Genomic DNA, 23,161 nt, shown 5'->3' with positions numbered 1-23,161 from the left:
TATGCACAAGTTATCAACAGGCTCCTGTGGGCATCCTGGGGACAGCTTGCGCGCCCTTGCCACTCATGCGGACAGCACGCTCAAACAAACGTTTGATCGGTCGGATTCTATCCTACAAGCACGGCAATCCCCGCCGGCACCGCCCAAGTAAGCGAGCGCAAACCTCGATACCGGGCATCCATCGGCGTGGGGATATTTCACCAGATGAAAAGACCCGCCGGGCTGTCCGGGAAGTCCGCCGCGCTCGCGCCTGACGCTCGACCCCCTCGGCGCCCACCCCGGGTCGGGCGCGGGCGCGGGCGCGGAGCTCGGGCGGCCCAGGCGGCGCGCCCGCCCGACCTCGTCAGCGGGCCGCCGGCTTCACCAGCACGAAGCTCACGGCATCGCCACGGCGCACCAGCAGGTTGATGAGCTTGGCCTTTTCCAGCTTGGCCAGCTGCGTCTGCAGCTGCTTGATGCTGGACACCTCGACGTTGTCCACCGACAGGATGATGTCGCCTTCGCGCAGGCCCGCGCGGGCCGCAGCACCCTCCACGCCGTCCACCAGCACCCCGCCCCGCAGCTTGAGCTCCTTGCGCTGGGCCTCGCTGATTTCAGACAGGCTCAGGCCAAGCGCCGCCGCCGCACCGGGCGCCGGCTTGGTCTCGGGCTCAGCCGCCTTGGCGGGCTTGTCCGCCTCCAGCTCGGCCACCGTCACCGTCAGGTCCTTGGTGCTGCCACGCCGGAACACCTGCACCGTCGCCTTGCTGCCCGGCTTGATGGCCGCAATGGCGCGCCGCAACTCGGCTGCGCTCTGGATCGCCTTGCCATCCACCTTGGTGATGACGTCGCCCCCCTCGATGCCGGCCTTCTCCGCCGGCGAGCCGGCCTCGATGCGCTGCACCAGGGCGCCCGCGGTCTTGCCCAGGCCGATGGCCTCGGCCACGTCCTTGGACAGGTCCGCGATGGCCACGCCAATGCGGCCCCGCTGCACCCGGCCGCCCGAGCGGAGCTGCTCGGAGACACGCATGGCCTCGTCGATGGGGATGGCAAACGAGATGCCCATGAAGCCACCGGACTGGCTGTAGATCTGGGAATTGATGCCCACGACCTCACCGCGCATGTTCAGCAGCGGACCGCCGGAATTGCCCGGGTTGATGGCGACGTCGGTCTGGATGAAGGTGAGGAAGTCGCCCGTGTCACGCTGCTTGGCACTGACGATGCCGGCTGTCACGCTGTTGTCGAAGCCGAACGGCGAGCCGATGGCCATCACCCACTCGCCCACCTTGAGCCGGCTGCTGTCGCCCACGCGCACCTGCGGCAGGCCCGTCGCCTCGATCTTCACCACGGCCACGTCCGTGCGCTTGTCCAGGCCGATGACCCGAGCCTTGAACTCCCGCTTGTCGGTGAGCGTGACCAGCACTTCGTCGGCGCCGTCCACGACATGGGCATTGGTCATCACGAAGCCATCCGCGCTCAGGATGAAGCCGGAGCCGAGGCCGCGACGCGTGGGGGCCTCGTCGTCCCCACCGCGCGGCGCACCCCGGCGCGGCACGGGAATGCCGAAGCGTCGCAGGAACTCCTGCATCTGCTCGTCCATGGCCGGGTTCTCGGCGGGCCGGGCCTTCTCGGACGTCTTGATGTTGACCACCGACGGGCCCACCCGTTCGACGAGTTCAGTGAAGTCCGGCAGCTCGCGCGCCTGCGCCACGCTGGGCAGGGGCGCCAGGGCGAGCCCCAGGCCCAGGCACAAGGTCGCCGTGGCCAGCAACTGAGGGAGAGGCCGGCGACGGGCGCCGCGATGCAGGGAATCTTGGTTCATAGGAAGTTCGGCTCTGGTCCGCGGATGAAGGGTGAGGCCGCAAGGCTCGGCGCCATTGTGCAACGCCCTCGCAAGACCTCGCGCGCCCATGGGTGAGGATCAACTATCCTTGCGCGGCAGAGGCGTATGGGACCATGGCCGGGCAGCGCGACTGAAGGTCATGCCGCGCCATCTCCACGCGGTCTCAGACCAGGCCGGGCGGCGGGCGACGGGCCGCGAACAGGGCCCAGCGCAGCGGCAGCCAGGCGCCGGGATGATGGCGCCTCGAGAGGGGCAGGAAGCGAGCCGCTCCCGTCACGAGGGAGCCGCCTGCCTCGGTCGCCAAGGGCCGGCAGCACAGGAGCAGGAAGCCGCCCAGGTCCAGGGAGACGGTCACCTCCACCGCCTGGCGGTCGGCATCCTCTTGGGCGGCATGCCGGGCAGGACCGTCTCGCAGGGACCAGCCCTCGCCGTCCCACAGCAGCTGGGAGGCGCACCCCGCCGCATGCCGCCAGGCCCACCCGGCCAGGAGCGGCCACAGCAGCCCCGCCACGCCCGCGCAGACGACGGCCGCACCGCGCCCGTCCATCGCCTCGACCTGCAGGGCCAAGGCGGCCGTACCGGCGGCCAGCGCCAGCGTCCAGACGACCCCATGCAGGGCGCGCCAAAGAAAAGGCGCCCGCACTTCCAGCTGGAAGGCGGGCGCTCGGCGTCGGGATGCGGTCATGGCGGCCTCGACGTGCCGCCGCGCGGTCAGGCGCGCTTGAAGATCAGCGTGCCGTTGGTGCCGCCGAAACCGAAGTTGTTCTTGGCGGCGTACTCGATCTTCATCTCACGCGCCGTATTGGCGCAGTAGTCCAGGTCGCACTCGGGATCCTGGTTGAAGAGGTTGATCGTCGGCGGGGCGATCTGGTGGTGCACGGCCAGCACGGTGAACACGGACTCGATGCCGCCCGCGCCGCCCAGCAGGTGGCCGGTCATGGACTTGGTCGAGGAGATCACCAGCTGCTTGGCGTGGTCGCCGAAGGCCAGCTTGGTGGCGTTGGTCTCGTTGACGTCACCCAGCGGCGTCGAGGTGCCGTGCGCGTTCATGTACTGCACCTGGTCCGGATTGATGCCGGCATTGCGCAGCGCCGCGCGCATGGAGCGCTTCGGGCCGTCCACGTTCGGGGCGGTCATGTGATAGGCGTCCGCGCCCATGCCGAAGCCGGCCAGCTCGCAGTAGATCTTCGCGCCGCGCTTCTTGGCGTGTTCGTACTCTTCGAGCACCAGCACGCCCGCACCCTCGCCCAGCACGAAGCCGTCGCGGTCCTTGTCCCAGGGGCGCGAGGCCGTCTTGGGATCGTCGTTGCGGGTGGAGAGCGCACGGGCGGCGGCAAAGCCACCCACGCCCAGCGGGGACACGGTGGACTCGGCACCGCCGGCGATCATGACGTCGGCGTCGCCGTACTCGATCAGACGGCCGGCTTCACCGATGCTGTGCAGGCCCGTGGTGCAGGCCGTGACGATCCCCAGGTTCGGACCCTGGAAACCGTACTTGATGGAGACGTGCCCGGAGATCATGTTGATGATCGAGGCCGGCACGAAGAAAGGCGAGATGCGGCGCGGTCCGCGCGCCGTCAGCTCGGCATGGGTTTCCTCGATCATCGGCAGGCCGCCGATGCCCGAGCCGACAAGCACGCCGATGCGCTCGGCCTGCTCCTCGGTCAGCTGATCGTTGGTCGGGAGGCCCGCATCCTGCACGGCCTGGATGGATGCAGCCAGACCGAAGTGGATGAAGCGATCCATCGTCCGCGCTTCCTTGGTCGACATGTAGTCGCCAACTTCGAAGCCCTTGACCTCACCGGCGAACTGGCAGGCGAAGTTGCTGGCATCGAAACGGGTGATGCGATCAATGCCGGATTGACCGGCCAGGATGTTGGCCCAGCCTCCAGCCACCGTGTTACCCACGGGGCTGATGAGGCCGAGACCGGTGACGACAACGCGACGACGGCTCATGCGATCAGCAGATTCTTTGAGGAAACACCGCAGGGCCCGAAGGCCCTGCGGCCAGGAAGACTGAAGACCCGAGGGCCGGCTGGCCCCCGAAGCCCTTAGGCCTTCTGGTTCTTGACAGCGTAGTCGATCGCCAGCTGAACGGTGGTGATCTTCTCGGCTTCTTCGTCGGGGATCTCGATGCCGAACTCGTCTTCGAGTGCCATCACCAGTTCCACGGTATCCAGAGAATCAGCGCCCAGATCGGCGACGAACGCCTTCTCGTTGCTCACATCGGCTTCGGGCACGCCGAGTTGCTCGGCGATGATTTTCTTGACACGTGCTTCGATATCGCTCATGACTCCTCCAAGAGGGGTTTGCAAAGGAACAACCCGGGATTCTAAGGCTTCTAGAGTGACACCCCTAGCGGGGCCCCGAACGAGCGTGTCCGGGCACTCAGAAGATCCTTCACCGGCCGGGGGAATCCGGTGGGCCGCCGACCCGCAGGTCCGCAGCCACAAAAGGGTCAATACCAGGCGGCCAGGGCCGCCTCGCTCAGTTCATGAACATGCCGCCGTTGACGTGCAGCTCGGTGCCGGTGATGTACGCGGCCTCGGGCGACGCCAGGAAGGCGACGGCATGGGCGATCTCCCGGGGTTCACCCAGGCGACCGGCAGGAATCTGGCCCAGCAGCGCGGCCTTCTGGGCCTCGGGCAGGACTTCGGTCATGTCGGTGGCGATGAAGCCGGGGGCGACGCAGTTCACGGTGATGCCGCGGCTGCCCAGCTCGCGCGCCAGGGAACGGGTCATGCCGGCCACGCCCGCCTTGGCGGCAGCATAGTTGGCCTGACCGGGATTGCCGGAGGCGCCCACCACCGAGGTGATGCTGATGATGCGGCCGAAACGCGCCTTCATCATCGTGCGCATCACGGCGCGGCTCATGCGGAACACGGCCTTGAGGTTGGTGTCCATCACCGCGTCCCAGTCCTCGTCCTTCATGCGCATGGCGAGGGTATCGCGGGTGATGCCGGCGTTGTTGACCAGGACGTGCAGGCCGCCATTCGTCTTGACGATGCCGTCGACGGCGGCGTCGCAGGCGGCGGCGTCATTGACGTTCAGGACGATGCCGCGGCCGCCCAGGGGCGCCAGGGCCTCGGAGATGCCGGCAGCGCCGGACTCGCTGGTGGCCGTGCCGATGACGGTGTAGCCCTTCTCGGCCAGGGCCAGGGCGATGGCGCGGCCGATGCCGCGGCTGGCGCCGGTGACCAGGGCCACCTGGCCCTTGATGGTGTCGCTCATGGTGATGGATCTCGTCTGACTTGTGGGGCTCAGCCCAGCAGGGTGCGGGCTTCGGCCAGGCTGGCGGGGTCGAGCACCGTGGCGCTCTGGATCTCGGCATCGACGCGCTTGGCGAGGCCCGCCAGCACCTTGCCCGGACCGCACTCGATCACATGGCCGATGCCGCGCGCCTTGATGGCCTGCACGATCTCCACCCAGCGCACCGGGCCGAAGGCCTGACGGTACAGGGCATCGCGCAGCGCGTCAGCATCTGCACTGATGCCCACGTCGATGTTGTTGATGACGGGAATGGCCATGGGCTTGAAGTCCACGGCGGCCAGGCGCTCGCGCAGACGGTCGGCGGCCGGCTTCATCAGGCTGGAATGGAACGGGGCCGAGACGGCCAGCGGCAGCGCGCGCTTGGCACCGGCCGCCTTGAGCACCTCGCAGGCCTTGTCCACGCCGGCCTTGGTGCCGGCGATGACGGTCTGCTTGGGGTCGTTGAAGTTCACGGCCTCGACGGGCTCACCCACGGCCGCAGCCGCAGCGGCACAGCCCTCGCGCACGGCGGCGGCGTCCAGGCCCAGGATGGCCGCCATGGCGCCGACACCCACCGGCACGGCGTCCTGCATGGCCTGCGCGCGGAAGCGCACCAGCGGCAGGGCATCGGCCAGGCTCAGGGCCTCGGCGGCGACCAGGGCGCTGTACTCCCCCAGCGAATGGCCCGCCACGACAGCAGGCTTCAGGCCGGTCTCGGCCAGCCAGGCGCGGTAGCAGGCGATGCCGGCGGTCAGCATCACGGGCTGGGTGTTCGTGGTCAGGTCCAGCTGTTCCTTGGGACCGTTCTTAATCAGGCCGGCGACGTCCTCGCCCAGGGCCGAGGACGCCTCCTCGAGGGTGCGGCGCACTTCAGGGTGATCGCCCCAGGCATCCAGCATGCCCACGGTCTGCGACCCCTGGCCGGGAAACACGAATGCAAAGCTCGCGCTCATCGTCTCGTCTCTTTCTTGTGCAGTGGAGCGGGGATTCAGAGGTCCAGCAGGACCGCGCCCCAGGTGAAGCCACCGCCCACGCCTTCCAGCATGACGGTGTCGCCCTTCTTGATCTGGCCCGAACGGACGGCGGCATCCAGGGCCAGCGGGATCGACGCGGCCGAGGTGTTGCCATGCTGATCCACCGTCACCACCAGTTTCTCAAGCGGCAGTTTCAGTTTCTTGGCAGTCCCCTGCATGATGCGGATATTGGCCTGGTGGGGAATCAGCCAGTCGATGTCGGCATCGGTCTTGCCGGCCTTCTCGAGCACGGCGCGGGCGACCTTCTCCAGCACGCCCACGGCCAGCTTGAACACGGCCTGGCCGTCCATCTTCAGCAGCGGATGGCCGAGCACCTGGCCGCCGGAGACGGTGCCGGGGGTGCAGAGGATGTCCACGTGGCGGCCATCGGCGTGCAACTGGCTGGCGAGGAGGCCGGGCGTCTCGCTGGCGCCCAGCACCACGGCGCCGGCGCCGTCACCGAACAGCACGCAGGTCGTGCGGTCCTTGAAATCGAGGATGCGCGAGAAGGTCTCGGCGCCGATCACCAGCGCCTTGCTCGCCGCGCCGCTCTTGATCATGGCGTCCGCCACGGTCAGGCCATAGACGAAGCCGGAGCACACGGCCTGGACGTCGAAGGCGGCACAGCCGGCGATGCCCAGCTTCTGCTGAAGCAGGCAGGCCGTCGAGGGGAAGACCATGTCCGGCGTGGACGTGGCGACGATGATGAGGTCGATCTCCTCCGCCGCGACGCCGGCCGCCTCCAGGGCCGCGCGGGCCGCCGGCAGGGCGAGGTCGCTGGAGGTCTGGTCTGGCGCCGCGAAATGGCGGGCGCGGATGCCGGTGCGCTCGACGATCCACTCGTCGGACGTCTCGACGCCGTCACGCGCCAGCTGGGCGGCCAGGTCGGCGTTGGTCAGTCGCTGTTCGGGGAGGTAGCTGCCGGTCCCGAGGATGCGGGAGTAGCGCGGGGCGGTCTGAGAGGAACTTGTAGTCATGCAGCGTGGGCGGCCGCAGCCGCCTTGTCTCCTGCATCAGCCGCCTGGCCGGCGTCCGCGGTGGCGGGCATGGCCTTGGAGTCAAGGCCCAGCGTGGCGATGATGCGGTCGTGTACCCGGTCGAGCAGCCGGTTGCGGGCGGCATCATACGCCCTGTTCAGCGCTGTCTCGAAGGCGACAGCATCCGCCGAACCATGGCTCTTGAAGACCAGGCCCCGCAGCCCCAGCAGCGCCGCGCCGTTGAGGCGCCGGTGGTCCACGCGGCTCTTGAACCGCTGCAGGATGGGCAGCGCCGCCAGCGCCACCAGCTTCGTCAGCACATTGCGGCTGAACTCCATGCGGATGAAGGTGGAGATCATCGAGGCCAGGCCCTCCGCGGTCTTGAGGGCCACATTGCCCACGAAGCCGTCGCAGACGACCACGTCCACCGTCGCCTTGAAGATGTCGTTGCCCTCGACGTTGCCGTAGAAGCGGATCTGGCCGGCGGCATCGGCAGCGCGCAGCAGCTCGCCGGCGCGCTTGATGGTCTCGTTGCCCTTGATCATCTCCTCGCCGATGTTCAGCAGGCCCACGCGCGGCTCGGGCTTGCCCTCCACGGCGCTGACCAGGGCGCTGCCCATCACGGCGAACTGCAGGAGATGCTCGGCGCTGCAGTCCACGTTGGCCCCGAGGTCCAGCATGGTGGTGAAGCCGCCGGTCTGGTTGGGCATGACGCTGGCGATGGCCGGACGGTCGATGCCGTCGAGCGTCTTGAGCAGGTAGCGCGAGACCGCCATCAGCGCGCCGGTGTTGCCGGCGGACACGCAGGCCTGGGCGCGGGGCGACGCGCCGTCCACCGCCTTCAGCTGCTGGATGGCGACGCGCATGGACGAATCCTTCTTGCGTCGCAGCGCCACCTCGACGGGGTCGTCCATCGTGACGACCTCGCTGGCCGCCACGATCTCGCAGCGAGGCCAGGACTGCGCCTCCTTCAGCGCCTCGGGCTGCCCCACGAGCAGCAGTGCGGCCTGTGGGTGGGCCGCCAGGAAGGCACGGCAGGCCGGCAGCGTGATGCTGGGGCCGTGGTCGCCGCCCATGCAGTCGACCGCCAGGCGGATCAGACCGGAAGCGGGCACAGGCGCATTCGATTCAGGAGAGGACATCAGGTTTCCGACCGGAACTGGGCGCATCGCCGACCGCACGGTCGGCATTGCTTGCGCAAGCCGCGCACCTTACGCGAGCCCCGTGACAGGAGCAAGCGGACACACCCTGTAACGAGCCCCTCATTGCGAGAGCTCAAGCACAAAAGCCCGGCGACGCATCAAGCAGCGAGCCGGGCTTTTCACAGACATGTCATTGACTGAGGCACCTGACGGCGCCCGGCAGATCAATCAGGCGTCTGCCTTGGTCTTCAGGACCTTGCGACCACGATAGAAGCCGTTGGGGCTGATGTGGTGACGCAGATGCACTTCGCCGGTGGTCGGCTCGACAGCGGTGCCCGGATTGGTCAGGGCATTGTGCGAACGGTGCATACCACGCTTGGAAGGCGACTTCTTGTTTTGCTGAACGGCCATGGTGAATTCTCCTGGGGCTTCGGTGATTTGAGGCTTGCTCGGCGGGTCCAGGCACTCACCAGCACGAATCGTGGCAGCCCCTTGAAAACAAGGCCCTGCCATCGCGTGAATCGTGCGCGTACCCGCTACCGACGCCTCGGCATCCCGTCCTTTGCCGCCATGATTGCAAGCCTGCCGGATGCCCAAGGGCATCCGCTGAGCCAGCCACCTTTGATGGCAAAGCGGGGAAAGCCTGAGATTCTAGCACGGCTTGCCGGGCATTGGAAATGCGGACCGAAGAAATGCCCGCCATCGCCCGCGCCAGGCACCGCCGGCGCCTGCGCTACTGCTTGGAGCCCTTCCCCTTGAGCGCCGCGAGCGCGGCAAACGGGTTGGGCTTGTCGTCCTGCGCCGGCTCCGGCAGCTCGTCATCGACGTGCACCAGCGGCTCCGGGCATTCCTCGTGGCGGGGCACCAGGGGCAGCTCCAGCAGCAGCTCGTCCTCGATGAGCTCGCGCAGGTCCAGCGCGCGGGTCATGGCCAGCACGTCGTCATCGCTGTCGGCATCCAGCTGCGCGGCGAGGTCCTCGTCACGCACGAAGCGCAGGCCACGCGCGAAGGCCAGCGGCTGCGCATAGGCCTGCAGGCAGCGCTGGCAGACCAGCGACACCGTGGCCTCGGCCTCGAGATGCAGCCAGGTCTGGGCCTCGGCGGCGCGTGGCGTGACGCGCTCACCGCGGACGGACCAGCGCAGCGGCGGCCAGGTGGCGGCGGGAGACTCGGGCGGGGCCGCTTCCGCCAGACGGGGCAGATCGACCATGGACCATTCCCCGTCGAGCTGCCCGCCGTCGCGCGCGAAGGCCTCGACGTCGAGCTTCAGGGGATCGAATTGACGCTGTTTCATGCCCGCAAGTGTACGAGCGCGGGCGCGCACGCCGCCGGGAGGCGCAGGCGCGATGGGACAATCCGGCGGATGAGCACGACGCCCGATCTCCTGAATCCCGTCCCGCCCGAGCAGGCCCGCCTGATCCTCGGCTCGACCTCCCGCTACCGCCGCGAGCTGCTGCAGCGGCTGCACCTGCCCTTCGCCGTCTGCGCCCCCGAGGTGGACGAGACCCCGATGCCCGGCGAGCCCCCGGCCGCCCTCGCCCGCCGGCTCGCCCTGGCCAAGGCCCGCGCGGTGGCGGCCCGCTTCCCGCAGGCACTGGTGATCGGCTCCGACCAGGTCGCGGACCTCGACGGTCAGCCCATCGGCAAGCCCGGCACGCACGAGAAGGCCGTGGCCCAGCTGAGCGCCATGCGCGGCCGCACCGTGGTGTTCCAGACCGCGCTGGCCGTGGTCTGCCAGTCCAGCGGCTACGAGGCGCAAGACCTGGCCCCCGTGTCCGTGCGCTTCCGCAGCCTGAGCGACGCCGAGATCGAGCATTACCTGCGCACCGAGCAACCATATGACTGCGCCGGCAGTGCGAAGTCGGAAGGCTTGGGCATCGCCCTGCTCGACGCCATCGACTCCGACGACCCCACGGCCCTGATCGGTCTGCCGCTGATCCGCGTCGCCCGCATGCTGCGCGAGGGTGGCCTCAATGCGCTGAGCGCGGCGGGGGCCGCATGAGCGCCGCCGCCACCGCCCGGGGACGCCTGGTCCTGATGCCCAACACGCTGGACTTCGGCCTCGAGGGCGAGGCCGTGGACCTGCGCCACGTGATCCCCGACGAGGTCTTGCGCTGCGCCGCGGGCCTGCAGCACTGGGCCGCCGAGAACGCCAAGACCACGCGCGCCTTCCTCAAGCGGGTCGATGCCCTGCACCCGCTGAGCCGGCCGCTGCAGGAGCTGCAGATCCAGGAACTGCCGCGCCCCCCCAAGGGCGGCAAGCCCGCGGCCGGCGACGACGCCGCCTGGCAGGCCTTGCTGGCGCCGGCGCTGGCCGGTCACGATGTGGGCCTGATCTCCGAAGCCGGACTGCCCGCCGTGGCCGATCCCGGCGCACGGCTCGTCGCACTGGCCCACCAGGCCGGCATCGAGGTGCTGCCGCTGAGCGGACCGTCGTCCCTGCTGATGGCCCTGGCGGCCAGCGGCCTCAACGGCCAGAGCTTCGCCTTCGTGGGCTACCTGCCGGTGGACAGCGGCGCGCGAGCGGCCCGCCTCAAGGAGCTGGAGCAGCTCTCGCAGCGCTTCCAGCAGACCCAGCTCATGATCGAGACCCCCTACCGCAACGACGCCCTGCTGGACGCGCTGCTGGCGGCGTTGCGCCCGGAGACGCGGCTCACGCTCAGCTGCGGCCTCACGCTCGCCCGGGGCTTCAGCTGCAGCGGGACCGTGGCCCAGTGGCGCAAGAAGCGCCCGGCGCTGCCGGACAAGGTGCCGGCCGTCTTCGGGCTGCTGGCCTGACGGCGCTTCCATCGCCCCATGACAAAGGCGCCCTCGCGGGGCGCCTTTTCTCTGGCGGACCGGCTTGGCCGATTCGCGCTGGCGATCAGGACGATTCGCCCGGCGCGGCCACCGGCTTGGCGCCGAACAGCGCTGCCACCTTCTTCTTGGGCTTGATGTAGCTGCTCAGGCCCTTGGCGGGCGTGGCGGCCGCCCCCCGCTCCCAGGCGGCCGGTTCGGCGGTGGCCTGGGCCTCGTAGGGCTTCTCGAAGAAGGCGTCGCGGGGAGGCGCCGGCGGCCGGTAGGCCGGCCGCGGCGCGACGGGCGCGGAGGCCATGCTGGCTTCCGGGCGCTCGTCGCGGTCCCGGCGCGGGCGGCGCGGGCGGTCGTCTTCCAGCTCGCACGGCTCGAGGTCGAGCTTGCGCTTGATGAGCTTCTCGATGTCCGCCACCAGGCGCGCATCGGACTTCGCGACCAGCGTGATGGCGATGCCGGAGGCGCCGGCGCGGCCCGTGCGACCGATGCGGTGCACGTAGTCCTCCGCGTTGAAGGGCACGTCGAAGTTGAAGACCGCCGGCAGGTCGGCGATGTCCAGGCCGCGGGCGGCGACGTCCGTCGCCACCAGCAGATCCACTTCACCGCGCTTGAAGGCGGCCAGGGACTTCAGACGCTCGTCCTGGGACTTGTCGCCATGCAGCGCGGCCGTGCGCAGGCCGTCACGCTCGAAGGACCGGGCCAGACGCGCAGCACCGAGCTTGGAGTTCACGAACACGATGGCCTGCGTGATCGCACGCTGGCGCAGGATCTGGCAGACCAGGCGGCGCTTGTCGTCGTCCTCGACGCTGTAGAAGCGCTGCTCCACCGTGGAAGCCGTGGCATTGGGCCGGGCGACCTCGACAAGCTCGGGGTTCTGCAGATAGCTCTGGGCCAGGCGCTTGATCTCGGGCGAGAACGTGGCCGAGAACAGCAGGGTCTGGCGCGCCTTGGGCAGGTAGCTCAGGATGCGCTGCAGGTCGGGCAGGAAGCCGATGTCCAGCATGCGGTCGGCCTCGTCCAGCACGACGTACTCGACCTGGTTCAGCACCGCCGTCTTGGCTTCGATGTGGTCCAGCAGGCGGCCCGGCGTGGCAATCAGCACCTCGACGCCGCGGCGCAGCTCTTCCATCTGCGGCTTGATGTCGATGCCGCCGAAGACGCAGGCCACGCGCAGCTGGCTGTGCTTGGCGTAGGCCTTGACGTTGTTGGCGACCTGGTCAGCCAGCTCGCGGGTGGGTGCCAGCACCAGGGCGCGCACCGGGTGGCGGGCCGGCGAGGCGCTGGCGTTCTCGTGGCGCATCATGCGATGCAGCAGCGGGATGGAGAAGGCAGCGGTCTTGCCGGTGCCCGTCTGGGCGGCGCCCATCACATCGCGCCCGGACAGCACGACCGGAATGGCCTTGGCCTGGATGGGCGTCATCGTCGCGTAGCCTTGGTCGGCCACGGCACGCAGCAGCTTGGCGTCAAGGGGCAGCGTATCGAAGCGCGCCGGTGCGGCTTCAGCTTCAGCAGTCACGGTGGTGTCGGTCATAGCCCGCCATTATCGCCGGAATGCCTCCTGAGCCCGCCTCAGCCTCAAAAGAGAGCAGACTCGAACCCCCACAGAACACCGGATCCCGGCGCTTTCGCGCCCTTCCCGCCACGCTCCGGTGGCGTTCAGCGCCGCAGGACGAGCCAGCGCGGCGTGCGGAATTTCACGATGCGCCAGTACATGCTCACGTAGCCCGCCGCGAAGACCGCCAGGCACACCGCCAGCATGCGGGTGTCGTCCCACCACACGACGGCCGGGATGGCCGAGAGCGAGCAGACGACCCACAGATAGGGCGCCGTCATGGAGTTGCGCCGCGTCAGGACCTGGGCGTCGCGGCTGCCGATGGCCCAGCGCATCAGGCGGCGGTAGATCAGGCTGTGCAGGTGCACGCCGTCGGGCATGCCCACCGGGCGCCCCCGCACGACCTTGCGCCGGTACATCGAGAACACCGTCTCCACCACCGGATAGGCGCACAGCAGCAGCGGGAACAGGGGGGAGACGTCCGGGTTGCGCGCCATCAGCAGGATGCACAGCTCGGCCAGCATGAAACCGAGGAAATAGGCGCCGCCGTCCCCCAGGAAGATCAGCCCCATCGGGTAGTTCCAGATGAAGAAGCCGATCACCGCCGCCACCACGGTGAGGGCGATCGTCCCGATCCACGGGTCGCCCACGGTGAAGGCGACGGCCGCCACGCCCGTCAGCATGATGACGCTGCACATGGACGCGAGGCCGTTGAAGCCATCGATGATGTTGACGGAGTTGCCGACGCCCGCCACGACGAACACCGCCAGCATCAGGCTGCCCACCGGCAGCTGCGCAAGCTCGTCGAGGCCGGGGATGGCCGTGTGACCGATGCGGGCCCCCAGCAGTTCCGCGCCGAGCACCCCCGAGATCGCCAGCGCCAGCATGCGCCACGAAGGGGAGACGCGCTTGGTGACGTCCTCCACCAGGCCGGCACCGAAGGCCGGCAGGGACACGGCCAGCAGCAGCAGGGACTGGTCATGTGCCACGGGGAAGCGCCAGGCCCCCACCGCCAGCGCCACGCAGACACCGGCGAAGATGCCGAGCCCGCCGATGCGGGGCACCGCGCGGGCATGGAACTTCTGCGGGCCGCTGAAGTCGTGGTCCGCCGCGGCACCTCCACTGGCGCGCAGGCCGCGCACCAGCACCAGGGTGACGATCAGGGACAGCCCGAAGCTCAGGGCCAGTGTCGACAGCATGGTGCGATCAGCCGCGTCCCAGCAGGGCCGGCAGCAGGCGCTTGAGCTTGCGGCGGCGCTCCACGCTCGCGGCGTCCTGCGGCGCACTGGCTCGCAGCCAGGCGAGGATCAGCATCATCAGACCGACGGCCACGGAGACCCCCGCCGCAATGAAGGCACGCTTGGGCTTGCTCTTGCGGTCCGGCACCTGGGCGACGTCGACCACCTGGATCAGACCGCCTTCACGGCCCTCGTCGACCTTGGCCATTTCGAACTGCTTGGCGAACAGCTCGAACAGCGTTTCCTGGTACTTGTAGTCGCGGTAGCGGCTGATGTAGTTGGCACCGGCCTCGCCATCCTTGCCGTCCTTGCCATCGGCGGCCTGGTTGATGTCACGCTCGACGCGGTCGAGCTGGGCCTTGAGGCCGGACACCAGGCCGCGCTGCTGCATCACCTCGGGTGCGGAGGGCGTCAGGTTCGTGGACATGGCCTGGAGGCGCACCTCGGCCGCCGTGTATTCGGCGCGCAGCTTGGCATAGGCCTCGGCAGCTGCCTTGGGCTCAGCCTTGATGGCCCCGCTGGACAGCCCCGTCTGCTGCAGCGCGAGCTGGGCGCGGGTCAGGCGGTCCTTGGTCTCCATCAGGTGCTTCTCGAAGAAGACCTTGCGCTGCTGCGCCTCGGTGATCGCGATCTCCGAGGTGATGCGCCGGAACTCGTCCACCATGGCATTGGCCATCTCGGCGGCGCGCTGGGGCTCGCGGTCGTCGACCTCGATGGTGAGCAGGCCGTCGCGGCGGCCGGCGGCCACGCGCAGGTTGGTCCAGAACTTCTTGCGGACGTCGGAACGCAGTTCCTTGTCATAGACCTCGGCCAGCTTGAAGCGGTCGATCATGCGGTCGGCCACCGTCGTGCTCTGCAGCAGGGCGACATGCTGGTCCAGCGGGCTCTTGACGCCCCCGGCCGCGGCCCCGGCGAGCCCCGCCAGGCCGCCCAGCGAGGACAGCGCGCTGGCGGCCAGCGACTGCTGCTGCTGCGGCGGTAGCACCACCGTCGCCGCCGTGAACGTCGGGGCCACCAGGTAGCTGCCGCCAAGTGCCAGCACGCCGCACAGCAGCGACACGCCGACAATGCGACGCCCCTGCCGCGCCACAGCCAGCAGCGTGTCGACGGAATCCTGCCCCTCGGGCATTGCGCTCATGCTCATGGGCTCGCTCATTTCAGGTTCTTCAGCGCCAGGGCGCCCAGGCCGAACTGGTACAGGATGGTCGACCAGTCCTTCAGCTCCGCCGAGTTGCCGAGGTGGAACAGGTTCTCGGGCACGAAGACCGTGTCGCCCGGCTGGGCCTGCAGGCCCTCCACGGCGCCGCCACCGACAAACCAGCCGCTGCTGCTGCGGTTGCTGACGACGCTGCCATCCGCGCGGACCACGAACAGGCTGCCGGTGTCACCGCTGCGCGCGGCGCCGCCGGCCATGGCCACGTACTGGGACAGCGAACGGCCGTTGGCGAAGACGTAGCTGCCGCTGTTCATCACGCTGCCGTACACGCTCACGGAGGAGGGCTTGATGGGCAGCGTCAGGCGGTCGCCGTCCTCGATGGTCATGTCGGGGAGCTCGCGGGCGTCGAGGGCCAGGCCCAGCACCACACGGCCGGTCGGTCGCACGTTGCGAAGACGCTCGACGTAGCGGGTCAGGGCCGTGTTGCGGGCATAGACCTCGTCGTTCGGCGGGATCGTCCTTTCCTTGCCCTTGACCAGGCCGCGGGTGAGCTCGACCTCCAGGTCGCGCATGGCCCGCTCGTAGTTCTCGGCCTGCGACAGGCGCACGGACTCGCGCGTCAGCTCCGCACCGAAGAGGAAGGCCTCGGCCGTGGTGCCCCCGGCGGCGCGCAGGGCGTCGCGCAGGGTGCTGCCGGCCGGCAGGATGTAGTCGCCGGGACGCTGGACCTCGCCGTCCACCCGCACCCGCTTCATCTGGCGAGCGCTCGGCTGGGCGACGTCGCCGAAGCCCTGCAGCCGCAGCACGTCACCGTTCTGGGCCGGCTGGCCGGCCTCCTTGCTGAGGTCCACCGTGCGCAGCTGGGTCTGACCCTGGGCATCGATGCGGTGGATCACGGCCTGCTGGCGGTTGGCCAGGGCCGCGGGGCCGCCGGCCATGGCCAGCACGTCGGCCAGGGTTTCGCCGCCCTTGAGCTCATAGACGGCCGGGCGGTTGACGCTGCCGATCACGCCCACCTGCGTGCCGATGGGCGCCACGTGGATGACGTCCTCGTTGCGCAGCGTGCGGTCGCCGCCGCGATCGCCCTTGAGCAGCAGATCGTAGAGGTCGAGCTGCATCGGCGCCTGGCCCTGGCGACGCAGCTGGATGTTGCGGAAGCTGCCGACACCGCTCGGGCCGCCGGCCGCGACCAGCGCCTGCAGCACGGTGGACAGGCCGCTGAGGGACTGCGCGCCCGGCGAGTTGACGAAGCCCGTCATGTAGACACGGATCGAGCGCACACGGCCCATCGACACGGCCACGTCGAAGTTCTTGAACTGCTGCGAGGCCCGGCGCAGGATGACGCCGCGCAGGTCGCCGAAGCGCACGCCATTGACGGAGAGGGTGCCCACGCGCGGGATCGCCAGCTGACCGCCCCGGTCCACCACCAGGCGCAGATTGCCTTCGACGCTGCCCCACAGGTTCACCAGCACTTCATCGCCGGCTGAGAGCTGGTAGTCGTCCGGCACCGAGGTCGGCAGATCCAGGCTCAGGCCCTCGGGGGTGCGGGCCTGCGGCACCATGAGGTCCGCGCCGAAGCGGCGCAGCGTGTCCAGCCAGTCCGCGTCGGCGCGGTCGCCCTGCGCACGCGTGATGCCGGCCTGCTGGCGGACGAAGAGCTCGAAGTCGCTGGGCTTGTAGGCCATGCGCGGCGAGATGAACAGATCGGCGTTGTCGACGCCCTGCTGTGCCTGCTTCAGGCGCATGAGCTGCTCGCGCTCGCGTTCGCGCTCGTCCTTGGCGTTGGTCGGGAGGTTCAGCCGCACGGGGCCGCCGACGGACTGCACGTTCTCGCCACTGCCTGTGGTGGCTTGAGCCCAGGCGGAGCCGGCGCTCAGGGAGGCCATCAGCACCAGGGCGGCGGAGCAGAGATGGCGGAAGGCTGCGAGTCGATTCATGGGCGGCGGCCAGTAGGTAGGGTGGGTCGGGCGGCATCGTGCCGGACGACCGGAATGCGGCGGGATTCTAGCGGCGCGCTCAGCCCGACTTGCGCCAGACCTTGCGATTCACGAACCCGGTGTAACTGATGATGATGCGCAGGACCTTGTCCGAGACGTTGGCCGGGGCGTAGTCCTGCACCAGGCGCAGCAGGCGATCGTCGCCGCGCGGCTGCGAGGCGAGGATGGCCAGGCCGTCCCGCACGCGGTCCAGGTCCAGGCCCACCATCATCACCGCGCCCTCCTCCACGCCCTCCGGCCGCTCATGCACCTCGCGCAGGTTCAGGGCGGGGAAGTTAAGGATGGAGGACTCCTCGGTGATGGTGCCGCTGTCCGAGAGCACCGCGCGGGCGTGGCGCTGCAGCTGGATGTAGTCCAGGAAGCCGAAGGGCTTCATGAACTGCACGAGCGGGTCCATGGCCTGCTCGGCCAGCAGCGTCTCGAGGCGCTTGCGGGTGCGTGGGTGCGTCGAGACGATCACCGGCTCGCCGTACTCCTTCGCCAGGGCATTCAGGATGCCCAGCAGCTTGCGCAGGTTCTCGGGCGAGTCGACGTTCTCCTCGCGGTGCGAGGACACGACGAAGTAGCGCCCGGCGGTCAGCCCCTGGCGCGTGAGCACGTCGGAGGCGTCGATGCCGGGCTGGTAATGCTCGATCACCTCGCGCATCGGGCTGCCCGTGCAGATGACCTGGTCCGGCGGCAGGTTCTCTCGCAGCAGGTAGTCGCGGGCGATCTGGCTGTAGGTCAGGTTGATGTCCGAGGTGTGGTCGACGATGCGGCGGTTGATCTCCTCGGGCACGCGGAAGTCGAAGCAGCGGTTGCCGGCCTCCATGTGGAAGATCGGCACCTTGCGGCGCTTGGCCGCGATGGCGGCGAGGCAGCTGTTGGTGTCGCCGAGGATCAGCAGCGCGTCGGGCTGCTCCTGCTCGAGCACCTTGTCGACGTTGGCGATCACCTGCGCGATGGTCTCGGCGGCGGTGCTGCCGGCCGCTTCCAGGAAGTGGTCCGGCTTGCGGATGCCGAGGTCGCTGAAGAAGACCTCGTTGAGCTCGTAGTCGTAGTTCTGGCCCGTGTGCACGATCACGTGGCGGCAGTGGCGGTCCAGCTGCGCCATCACGCGCGAGAGACGGATGATCTCCGGTCGGGTCCCGACCACGGTCATGACCTTAAGCACGGACGGCCTCCTGGATCAGTTCCAGCTGCATCAGCACCTGCTTGACCTCGTCCACGCTCAGGCGCTGCGTGTTGTGCGACGTGTAGTCGTCGATCTCCGAGATGGCGGTCTGGCCTTCGACGAAGTACTTGGCGTAGTTCAGGTCGCGGGAGTCCGCCGGGATGCGGTAGTAGCCCCCCAGGTCCTCCGAGCGGGCCATCTCCTCGCGCGAGACCAGGGACTCGTACAGCTTCTCGCCGTGGCGGGTACCGATGATCTTGATCTCGTTGTCCTTCTTCAGCAGCTGGCGCATGGCCTCGGCCAGGTCGCCCACCGTCGAGGCCGGGGCCTTCTGCACGAAGATGTCGCCAGGGCGCGCGTGCTCGAAGGCGTAGAGCACGAGATCGACCGACTCCTCGAGCGACATCAGGAAGCGCGTCATCGTGGGGTCGGTGATGGTCAGGGGCTTGCCGTCCTGCAGCTGCTGCAGGAACAGCGGGATCACCGAGCCGCGCGAGGCCATCACGTTGCCGTAGCGGGTGGCCGAGAGCACGGTCTTGCTGGGGTCGCACAGGCGGCTCTTGGCGACCATCACCTTCTCCATCATGGCCTTGGACATGCCCATGGCGTTGATGGGATAGACGGCCTTGTCGGTCGAGAGCACCACCACGCGGCTCACGCCCTGGGCGATGGCCGCGCGCATGACGTTCTCGGCGCCGATGACGTTGGTCTTGACGGCCTCCATCGGATAGAACTCGCAGGACGGCACCTGCTTGAGCGCCGCGGCATGGAAGACGTAGTCCACGCCGTTGAGGGCGTCGTGCACGCTGTCGTAGTCGCGCACGTCGCCGATGTGGAACTTGACCTTGTCGCTCTTGAGCGCGATGCGCATGTCTTCCTGCTTCTTCTCGTCGCGGCTGAAGATGCGGATCTCGGCGAAGTCGGACTTGAGGAAGCGGGAGAGCACGGCGTTGCCGAAGCTGCCCGTGCCACCGGTGATGAGGAGGACTTTGTCTTTGAACATGGCGGATCTCTGGATTCGAGGGCGGTCAGGCGAAGGCGTGCATGCGGCGCACGAGCTCCGGCCAGTCCGGCGGCGCGTAGCCGGTGAGCTCGCGGAAGCGGGTGGAGTCGAGCGAGCGGTCGATGACGAGGCGGTCGTCCGGGTCGATGCGGGTGTCGCGGCCGTAGACCTCGGCCACGAGGCTCAGCAGCGCGTGCTTGTCGATGGGCGCGGCGGACACATGGTAGGTCCCATGCAGTTCCGGGCGGGGCAGCACGAACGCCTGGATGACGCGCGCCAGCTCGACGGTCGGCAGGCCCGAGAACACGGCCCGGGTGAAGCCCCGCACGGCACCGGACTGCGCGAGGAACCAGCCCACGAGGCCGTGGTGGCTGTTCAGCTCGGTGCCGATGATGGAGGTTCGCAGCGTCACGGCGTTGGGGTAATCCACCTCACCCAGCAGCTTGCTGCGGCCGTAGAGGTCGGTCGCGTCCGGCGCGTCGGATTCCTTGTAGCCGCCGCGGCGGCCATCGAAGACGCAGTCGGTGCTGACGTGCACCAGGCGGGCGCCCGCCACCTGCGCGAGGCGCGCCAGGCGGTGCGGCAGCAGCGCGTTCAGCGGAATGGCCGTCAGCGGGTCGTCCGCCTCGGCCAGCTGCTTGATGACGCCGACGCAGTTGATAACCACCTGCGGGCGGGTCTCGGCGAAGAGGCGGGTCAGGGCATCGAGGTTCTCGACGTCCACGCCCACCCGCAGCGTCGCCGCGGGCGCCAGGGCCTGCAGGCGCTGGGCGGCGGCCGCGCCGCGCACGGAGCCGATGACCTCGTAGGCCGGGTCCTGCGCGAACCAGCGCAGCACGGCGTTGCCCAGCATGCCGCTGGCCCCGAGGACCAGCACCCGGCAGCGGCCGGCGGTGTCTTGCAATGTCATCTCTTTCACTTTCCTCGACGCAGCGCACACGCGTGCTCGAAATGTCCCACCAGATCCTGCGCCAGCTGCGCCGGATCGAAATGGGCGCGGTAGTAGCGGCGGCCGGCCTCGCCCATGGCCGCGCGCTCGGCCGGGCTGCGCTGCTGCAGGGCCCGCACGGCCTCGGCCAGCGCCGCGGCATCCTCGGCGGGGGCGCTGACGCCGGCGCCGGCCTCGGCCAGCACCCGTGCGCCCTCGCCGTCCAGGCTGGCCACCACTGGCCGCCCGGCGGCCAGATAGGCCTGTATTTTGCTCGGAACCGTCTGGGCCAGCGCCTCGCCCCGGTTCAGGCTCACCAGCAGGGCATCGGCGCGTTCGAACAGCGCCGGCATGCAGGCCGGGTCGAAGCGCCCGGGCAGCAGCACGTGGTCGAGCCTGCGCTCGCGCACCTGTGCCTGCAGCCAGCTGCTTCGCGCCCCGCTGCCCACCAGCACCCAGCGCACGCCCGCGTCCGCACCGAGCCGCTCGGCGGCCTCGAGCACGCAGTCCAGCGCCTGCGCGGTGCCCAGGTTGCCGGCGAAGACGATGTGGAAGCCCTCGCCCCACGGGAGCTCGGCCAGGGCCGCCGGCAGCGGCGCTGCGGCCGGCTGCTCGCGGTCGCCGGGGTTGAGGTGCACGGCAACAGGGGTGTGCCCGGCCATGGCCCGCACGGGCGCCAGGAAGGCCTGGGACTGCACGAGCAGCAGGTCGCAGCGGCGGTAGATCCAGCGCACCACCACCGCCACCGCGGCCAGGGCACGCCGGTTGCGCACGAAGCCGGTGACCTCGAGGCTCTGCGGCCACTGGTCCTGCACCCAGGTCACGAGCGCGGCCCGCTTGATCCACTTGAGCACGATGGCCCCGATGGCCTGCAGGATCGGCGAGGTGCCGTAGACGAAGATCACGTCGAAGCGCCTGCCGCGCAGCGCCCACGGCCCCATCAGCACCGTGCTGAAGATGAAGGACAGGTAGTTCAGCACCAGGCGGCGCGCCCCGCCGGCGCCGCGCGGGCACAGCGGCACCCGCACGATCTCGTAGCCTTCATGGCGCTCGGTCTGCACACCGCCCACGCGGTAGCCCGGGTAGATCGCCCCTTCCGGGTAGTTCGGCTTGCCGGTCAGCACGGTGACCTCGCAGCCCTGCTCCACGAGCGACTGCGCGACCTCGTTGATGCGGAAGGACTCGGGCCAGAAGTGCTGGCTCAGCAGCAGCACCCTCACTGCGGCTCCGCCATGAGGGCAGCCAGGAACGCGGCCGCACCGGCCGGCTCCAGCGGCGCCTGCGCGCAGCCCTCGAAGCGGCGCACGGCCCGCGCGATGGACACGGCGGAGAGCGGATCGAAGGTCTGGGCGGGCTCGCAGACATCCCGCACGAAGTCGAGCTCGCCGGCCAGCACCGGGCAGCCGGCCTGGCGCGCCTCGATCAGCGGCAGGCCGAAGGACTCGCTCAGCGACGGAAACACCAGCGCGCGGCAGCGGCCATACCAGCCCAGCAGCTCCGCATGCGGCAGCACGCCCAACTGGCGGATCTGCAGGCCGTGCGCCTGCGCCTCGGCGTCGATCCAGTCGCGCAGCGCCTGGTCCTTCGCGCCGAGCGTGAGGCCCAGCGAGGGCCGCAGCCCCTCGGCCGCCAGCAGGCGCCAGGCCTCGATCAGGCGGCGGTGGTTCTTGTGGGCCTCGCCGTCGGCGACGTAGAGGTAGTCCAGCACCGGCGGCGCTGTCCCGGCCGCGCCGTCAGCCGGTGCCTCAGGCTGAAGGGGCAGGAAGGGCAGCACCTTCACGGCGGGCGCGCGCCCTTGCACCGGGCCCCACCAGCGACGCAGCGCGGCGGCCATCGAGGGCGTCTGCACCCAGTAGCCGTGCACGCGCTCCCGACCCCGGCGCAGCATCCACTGCTCCAGGCGCAGGCGCAGGCGCGTGCGGGGGCTGAAGGTGGACAGGTCCACCTCGCCCAGGTAGTTGCGGTTCTGCAGGAAGACCTCGACGCGCGCCGGCGAGTCCCAGACCGGCGGCAGGCCGTGGAAGCACAGCAGGCGGTCCTGGGCGCGGGCCGAGCGGGCCGAGTCCCACTGCGCCCGGGCGCGCGACAGCGGGGATGCCTCCACCCACGTCACCTCGGCGCCGCCGGGCAGGGTCAGGTCGTGCCTGGCGCGCGCGTCGAGCCACGCCCTCAGCGGACGGCCCGCGGGCCAGGCCGCGAGCAGGGACTTCAGCAGCACCAGTCCGCCGCCGGTGTGCACATTGGGCGCGAACAGCATCAGGCGCCCGTCGTCGGACTTCACTTGCGCGGCCCCTCGTAGACATCCTTGCGGCCCAGCCCCTGCGGCACCAGCTTGCGAACGCCCTGGCGCAGATGCCCGTCGAGACGGGCCCACAGGCGCCTGAAGGGCTGGTCCGGCCAGGCGCTAAACGAGGTCACGTTGAAGTAGGGCTGGCCGGTGGGTGACGTCGGCGAGAAGTAGTAGTTCGAGACGCAGCGGCGCGTGCCGGCCGCGACGACCGGGCTGACCGAGTGCCACGAGGTGGGCGTCGTCTCCATCAGCGCGAGGCGGTTGAAGCGGCTGACGATGGTGGTGCGCTGGCGCACGTCACGGTCCCACAGCTCGAGGTTGCCGCCGTTCTCCAGGGCCCAGTCGGGCGACACGTAGTACAGCAGGTTCAGGGTGCGGTAGCGCTGGCGGCTGGCCTCGTGGGAGTTGTCGATGTGCGGACCGAGGAAATGGCCTTGCACCATGGCGCTGAGCCCGCCTGCGTAGAGCTGCGCATCCGGCTGCTGGTCCGCAATGCCAGTGATGCGCTCCACGACGGCGACGACCCGCGGGTCCTGCACGGCGAAGGTGATGTCCGCCATCAGCGGACTGAAACGGTCGAAATCCTTGGACGTGTATTTCTTCTCCCGGAAGCTGTCCATCAGGCGCATGGCCGAAGGCTCCGGGAAGGCCTCGCTCACCTGGCGGGCCCAGGCCTCGGGCAGCAGGTCGTCGATCGCGCAGTAGCGGACGCCGACCTCGCTGGCCGAGGCCGTGAAGGCGGCCTTGGCGCGGTCGTGCTCGGCCGCCAGCCGGGCGAGGATGGCCTGCACCAGCTGCTCGCGGCTGGGTGCTTGGGGGTCATGTGATGTCATGGCGAAGGAGGGGCT

22 protein-coding genes are annotated in these 23,161 nt (G+C 69.6%); 2 read left to right on the top strand and 20 right to left on the bottom strand.

The window, feature by feature from the left end:
• Positions 1-343: 343 nt before the first annotated feature.
• From QRD43_RS13410 to QRD43_RS13365, 10 genes are all read right to left on the bottom strand, one after another.
• On the bottom strand, positions 344-1,801 hold the full coding sequence (locus QRD43_RS13410) for a DegQ family serine endoprotease (protein WP_285982973.1): 1,458 nt from the start codon (positions 1,799-1,801) through the stop codon (positions 344-346).
• Between the two features lie 184 nt (positions 1,802-1,985).
• Positions 1,986-2,507 (bottom strand): hypothetical protein, encoded by a 522-nt coding sequence (locus QRD43_RS13405; protein WP_285982972.1) that lies wholly within the window; start codon positions 2,505-2,507, stop codon positions 1,986-1,988.
• Positions 2,508-2,533: 26 nt separating this feature from the next.
• Positions 2,534-3,778 (bottom strand): beta-ketoacyl-ACP synthase II, encoded by a 1,245-nt coding sequence (fabF, locus tag QRD43_RS13400; protein ID WP_285982971.1) that lies wholly within the window; start codon positions 3,776-3,778, stop codon positions 2,534-2,536.
• A gap of 95 nt (positions 3,779-3,873) precedes the next feature.
• Positions 3,874-4,113: an acyl carrier protein gene (gene acpP / locus QRD43_RS13395; RefSeq protein WP_183103012.1), complete on the bottom strand. Its 240-nt coding sequence runs from the start codon at positions 4,111-4,113 to the stop codon at positions 3,874-3,876.
• Between the two features lie 196 nt (positions 4,114-4,309).
• Positions 4,310-5,053: a 3-oxoacyl-ACP reductase FabG gene (fabG, locus tag QRD43_RS13390; protein ID WP_285982970.1), complete on the bottom strand. Its 744-nt coding sequence runs from the start codon at positions 5,051-5,053 to the stop codon at positions 4,310-4,312.
• Between the two features lie 29 nt (positions 5,054-5,082).
• The gene (gene fabD / locus QRD43_RS13385) at positions 5,083-6,024 is read right to left on the bottom strand and encodes an ACP S-malonyltransferase (RefSeq protein WP_285982969.1); all 942 of its coding nucleotides are present in this window, start codon (positions 6,022-6,024) and stop codon (positions 5,083-5,085) included.
• Positions 6,025-6,059: 35 nt separating this feature from the next.
• The gene (locus tag QRD43_RS13380; RefSeq protein WP_285982968.1) at positions 6,060-7,061 is read right to left on the bottom strand and encodes a beta-ketoacyl-ACP synthase III; all 1,002 of its coding nucleotides are present in this window, start codon (positions 7,059-7,061) and stop codon (positions 6,060-6,062) included.
• Positions 7,058-8,203, bottom strand: a complete 1,146-nt coding sequence (gene plsX, locus QRD43_RS13375; protein ID WP_285982967.1) for a phosphate acyltransferase PlsX — start codon at positions 8,201-8,203, stop codon at positions 7,058-7,060. The genes QRD43_RS13380 and plsX overlap by 4 nt, the downstream gene beginning before the upstream one ends.
• A gap of 228 nt (positions 8,204-8,431) precedes the next feature.
• A complete protein-coding gene (gene rpmF / locus QRD43_RS13370; RefSeq protein WP_183103007.1) occupies positions 8,432-8,614 on the bottom strand; it encodes a 50S ribosomal protein L32 in 183 nt (60 codons plus the stop codon).
• Positions 8,615-8,936: 322 nt separating this feature from the next.
• Entirely contained in the window at positions 8,937-9,497 is a 561-nt protein-coding gene (locus tag QRD43_RS13365; protein WP_285982966.1) for a YceD family protein, read from the bottom strand.
• Between the two features lie 69 nt (positions 9,498-9,566).
• On the opposite strand from QRD43_RS13365, the gene QRD43_RS13360 reads away from it, so the two are divergent.
• Positions 9,567-10,205 carry a Maf family nucleotide pyrophosphatase gene (locus QRD43_RS13360; RefSeq protein WP_285982965.1) on the top strand — a complete coding sequence of 213 codons (639 nt, stop codon included), beginning with the start codon at positions 9,567-9,569 and terminating at the stop codon, positions 10,203-10,205.
• Positions 10,202-10,981 carry an SAM-dependent methyltransferase gene (locus QRD43_RS13355; RefSeq protein WP_285982964.1) on the top strand — a complete coding sequence of 260 codons (780 nt, stop codon included), beginning with the start codon at positions 10,202-10,204 and terminating at the stop codon, positions 10,979-10,981. The genes QRD43_RS13360 and QRD43_RS13355 overlap by 4 nt, the downstream gene beginning before the upstream one ends.
• Before the next feature lie 85 nt (positions 10,982-11,066).
• Here QRD43_RS13355 and QRD43_RS13350 read toward each other — a convergent pair whose 3' ends face one another.
• From QRD43_RS13350 to QRD43_RS13305, 10 genes are all read right to left on the bottom strand, one after another.
• Entirely contained in the window at positions 11,067-12,527 is a 1,461-nt protein-coding gene (locus tag QRD43_RS13350; RefSeq protein ID WP_285982963.1) for a DEAD/DEAH box helicase, read from the bottom strand.
• 125 nt (positions 12,528-12,652) lie between these two features.
• Positions 12,653-13,747 carry an MraY family glycosyltransferase gene (locus QRD43_RS13345; RefSeq protein WP_285982962.1) on the bottom strand — a complete coding sequence of 365 codons (1,095 nt, stop codon included), beginning with the start codon at positions 13,745-13,747 and terminating at the stop codon, positions 12,653-12,655.
• Between the two features lie 7 nt (positions 13,748-13,754).
• Complete coding sequence (locus QRD43_RS13340; protein ID WP_285982961.1) at positions 13,755-14,930, bottom strand: Wzz/FepE/Etk N-terminal domain-containing protein; 1,176 nt, start codon at positions 14,928-14,930, stop codon at positions 13,755-13,757.
• 8 nt (positions 14,931-14,938) lie between these two features.
• Positions 14,939-16,879: an SLBB domain-containing protein gene (locus QRD43_RS13335; RefSeq protein WP_285982960.1), complete on the bottom strand. Its 1,941-nt coding sequence runs from the start codon at positions 16,877-16,879 to the stop codon at positions 14,939-14,941.
• A gap of 79 nt (positions 16,880-16,958) precedes the next feature.
• Positions 16,959-18,080, bottom strand: coding sequence for a non-hydrolyzing UDP-N-acetylglucosamine 2-epimerase (gene wecB / locus QRD43_RS13330; protein ID WP_285983189.1), 1,122 nt, complete (start codon positions 18,078-18,080; stop codon positions 16,959-16,961).
• 4 nt (positions 18,081-18,084) lie between these two features.
• Complete coding sequence (locus tag QRD43_RS13325; protein ID WP_285982959.1) at positions 18,085-19,095, bottom strand: polysaccharide biosynthesis protein; 1,011 nt, start codon at positions 19,093-19,095, stop codon at positions 18,085-18,087.
• A 25-nt stretch (positions 19,096-19,120) separates the two neighbouring features.
• Complete coding sequence (locus QRD43_RS13320) at positions 19,121-20,005, bottom strand: dTDP-4-dehydrorhamnose reductase family protein (RefSeq protein WP_285982958.1); 885 nt, start codon at positions 20,003-20,005, stop codon at positions 19,121-19,123.
• Between the two features lie 5 nt (positions 20,006-20,010).
• The gene (locus QRD43_RS13315; protein ID WP_285982957.1) at positions 20,011-21,243 is read right to left on the bottom strand and encodes a glycosyltransferase family 4 protein; all 1,233 of its coding nucleotides are present in this window, start codon (positions 21,241-21,243) and stop codon (positions 20,011-20,013) included.
• Positions 21,240-22,304 (bottom strand): glycosyltransferase, encoded by a 1,065-nt coding sequence (locus QRD43_RS13310; protein ID WP_285982956.1) that lies wholly within the window; start codon positions 22,302-22,304, stop codon positions 21,240-21,242. The genes QRD43_RS13315 and QRD43_RS13310 overlap by 4 nt, the downstream gene beginning before the upstream one ends.
• On the bottom strand, positions 22,301-23,146 hold the full coding sequence (locus QRD43_RS13305; RefSeq protein WP_285982955.1) for a 2OG-Fe(II) oxygenase: 846 nt from the start codon (positions 23,144-23,146) through the stop codon (positions 22,301-22,303). The genes QRD43_RS13310 and QRD43_RS13305 overlap by 4 nt, the downstream gene beginning before the upstream one ends.
• Positions 23,147-23,161 lie beyond the last annotated feature (15 nt).

The organism is Roseateles subflavus, from assembly GCF_030285365.1.
GTDB lineage: Bacteria > Pseudomonadota > Gammaproteobacteria > Burkholderiales > Burkholderiaceae_C > Roseateles_B > Roseateles_B subflavus.
This window is presented reverse-complemented; position numbering and strand designations above follow the sequence as displayed.

Bases quoted from the DNA above. Each gene is read 5' to 3' on its own strand.
- QRD43_RS13410 (WP_285982973.1), bottom strand. From the start codon at position 1,801: ATGAACCAAGATTCCCTGCATCGCGGCGCCCGTCGCCGGCCTCTCCCT.
- QRD43_RS13365 (WP_285982966.1), bottom strand. From the start codon at position 9,497: ATGAAACAGCGTCAATTCGATCCCCTGAAGCTCGACGTCGAGGCCTTC.
- wecB (WP_285983189.1), bottom strand. From the start codon at position 18,080: ATGACCGTGGTCGGGACCCGACCGGAGATCATCCGTCTCTCGCGCGTG.
- QRD43_RS13405 (WP_285982972.1), bottom strand. From the start codon at position 2,507: ATGACCGCATCCCGACGCCGAGCGCCCGCCTTCCAGCTGGAAGTGCGG.
- acpP (WP_183103012.1), bottom strand. From the start codon at position 4,113: ATGAGCGATATCGAAGCACGTGTCAAGAAAATCATCGCCGAGCAACTC.
- fabG (WP_285982970.1), bottom strand. From the start codon at position 5,053: ATGAGCGACACCATCAAGGGCCAGGTGGCCCTGGTCACCGGCGCCAGC.
- QRD43_RS13355 (WP_285982964.1), top strand. From the start codon at position 10,202: ATGAGCGCCGCCGCCACCGCCCGGGGACGCCTGGTCCTGATGCCCAAC.
- plsX (WP_285982967.1), bottom strand. From the start codon at position 8,203: ATGTCCTCTCCTGAATCGAATGCGCCTGTGCCCGCTTCCGGTCTGATC.
- QRD43_RS13325 (WP_285982959.1), bottom strand. From the start codon at position 19,095: ATGTTCAAAGACAAAGTCCTCCTCATCACCGGTGGCACGGGCAGCTTC.
- fabD (WP_285982969.1), bottom strand. From the start codon at position 6,024: ATGAGCGCGAGCTTTGCATTCGTGTTTCCCGGCCAGGGGTCGCAGACC.
- fabF (WP_285982971.1), bottom strand. From the start codon at position 3,778: ATGAGCCGTCGTCGCGTTGTCGTCACCGGTCTCGGCCTCATCAGCCCC.
- QRD43_RS13340 (WP_285982961.1), bottom strand. From the start codon at position 14,930: ATGAGCATGAGCGCAATGCCCGAGGGGCAGGATTCCGTCGACACGCTG.
- QRD43_RS13320 (WP_285982958.1), bottom strand. From the start codon at position 20,005: ATGACATTGCAAGACACCGCCGGCCGCTGCCGGGTGCTGGTCCTCGGG.
- QRD43_RS13380 (WP_285982968.1), bottom strand. From the start codon at position 7,061: ATGACTACAAGTTCCTCTCAGACCGCCCCGCGCTACTCCCGCATCCTC.
- QRD43_RS13305 (WP_285982955.1), bottom strand. From the start codon at position 23,146: ATGACATCACATGACCCCCAAGCACCCAGCCGCGAGCAGCTGGTGCAG.
- QRD43_RS13360 (WP_285982965.1), top strand. From the start codon at position 9,567: ATGAGCACGACGCCCGATCTCCTGAATCCCGTCCCGCCCGAGCAGGCC.
- QRD43_RS13345 (WP_285982962.1), bottom strand. From the start codon at position 13,747: ATGCTGTCGACACTGGCCCTGAGCTTCGGGCTGTCCCTGATCGTCACC.
- QRD43_RS13350 (WP_285982963.1), bottom strand. From the start codon at position 12,527: ATGACCGACACCACCGTGACTGCTGAAGCTGAAGCCGCACCGGCGCGC.
- rpmF (WP_183103007.1), bottom strand. From the start codon at position 8,614: ATGGCCGTTCAGCAAAACAAGAAGTCGCCTTCCAAGCGTGGTATGCAC.
- QRD43_RS13335 (WP_285982960.1), bottom strand. From the start codon at position 16,879: ATGAATCGACTCGCAGCCTTCCGCCATCTCTGCTCCGCCGCCCTGGTG.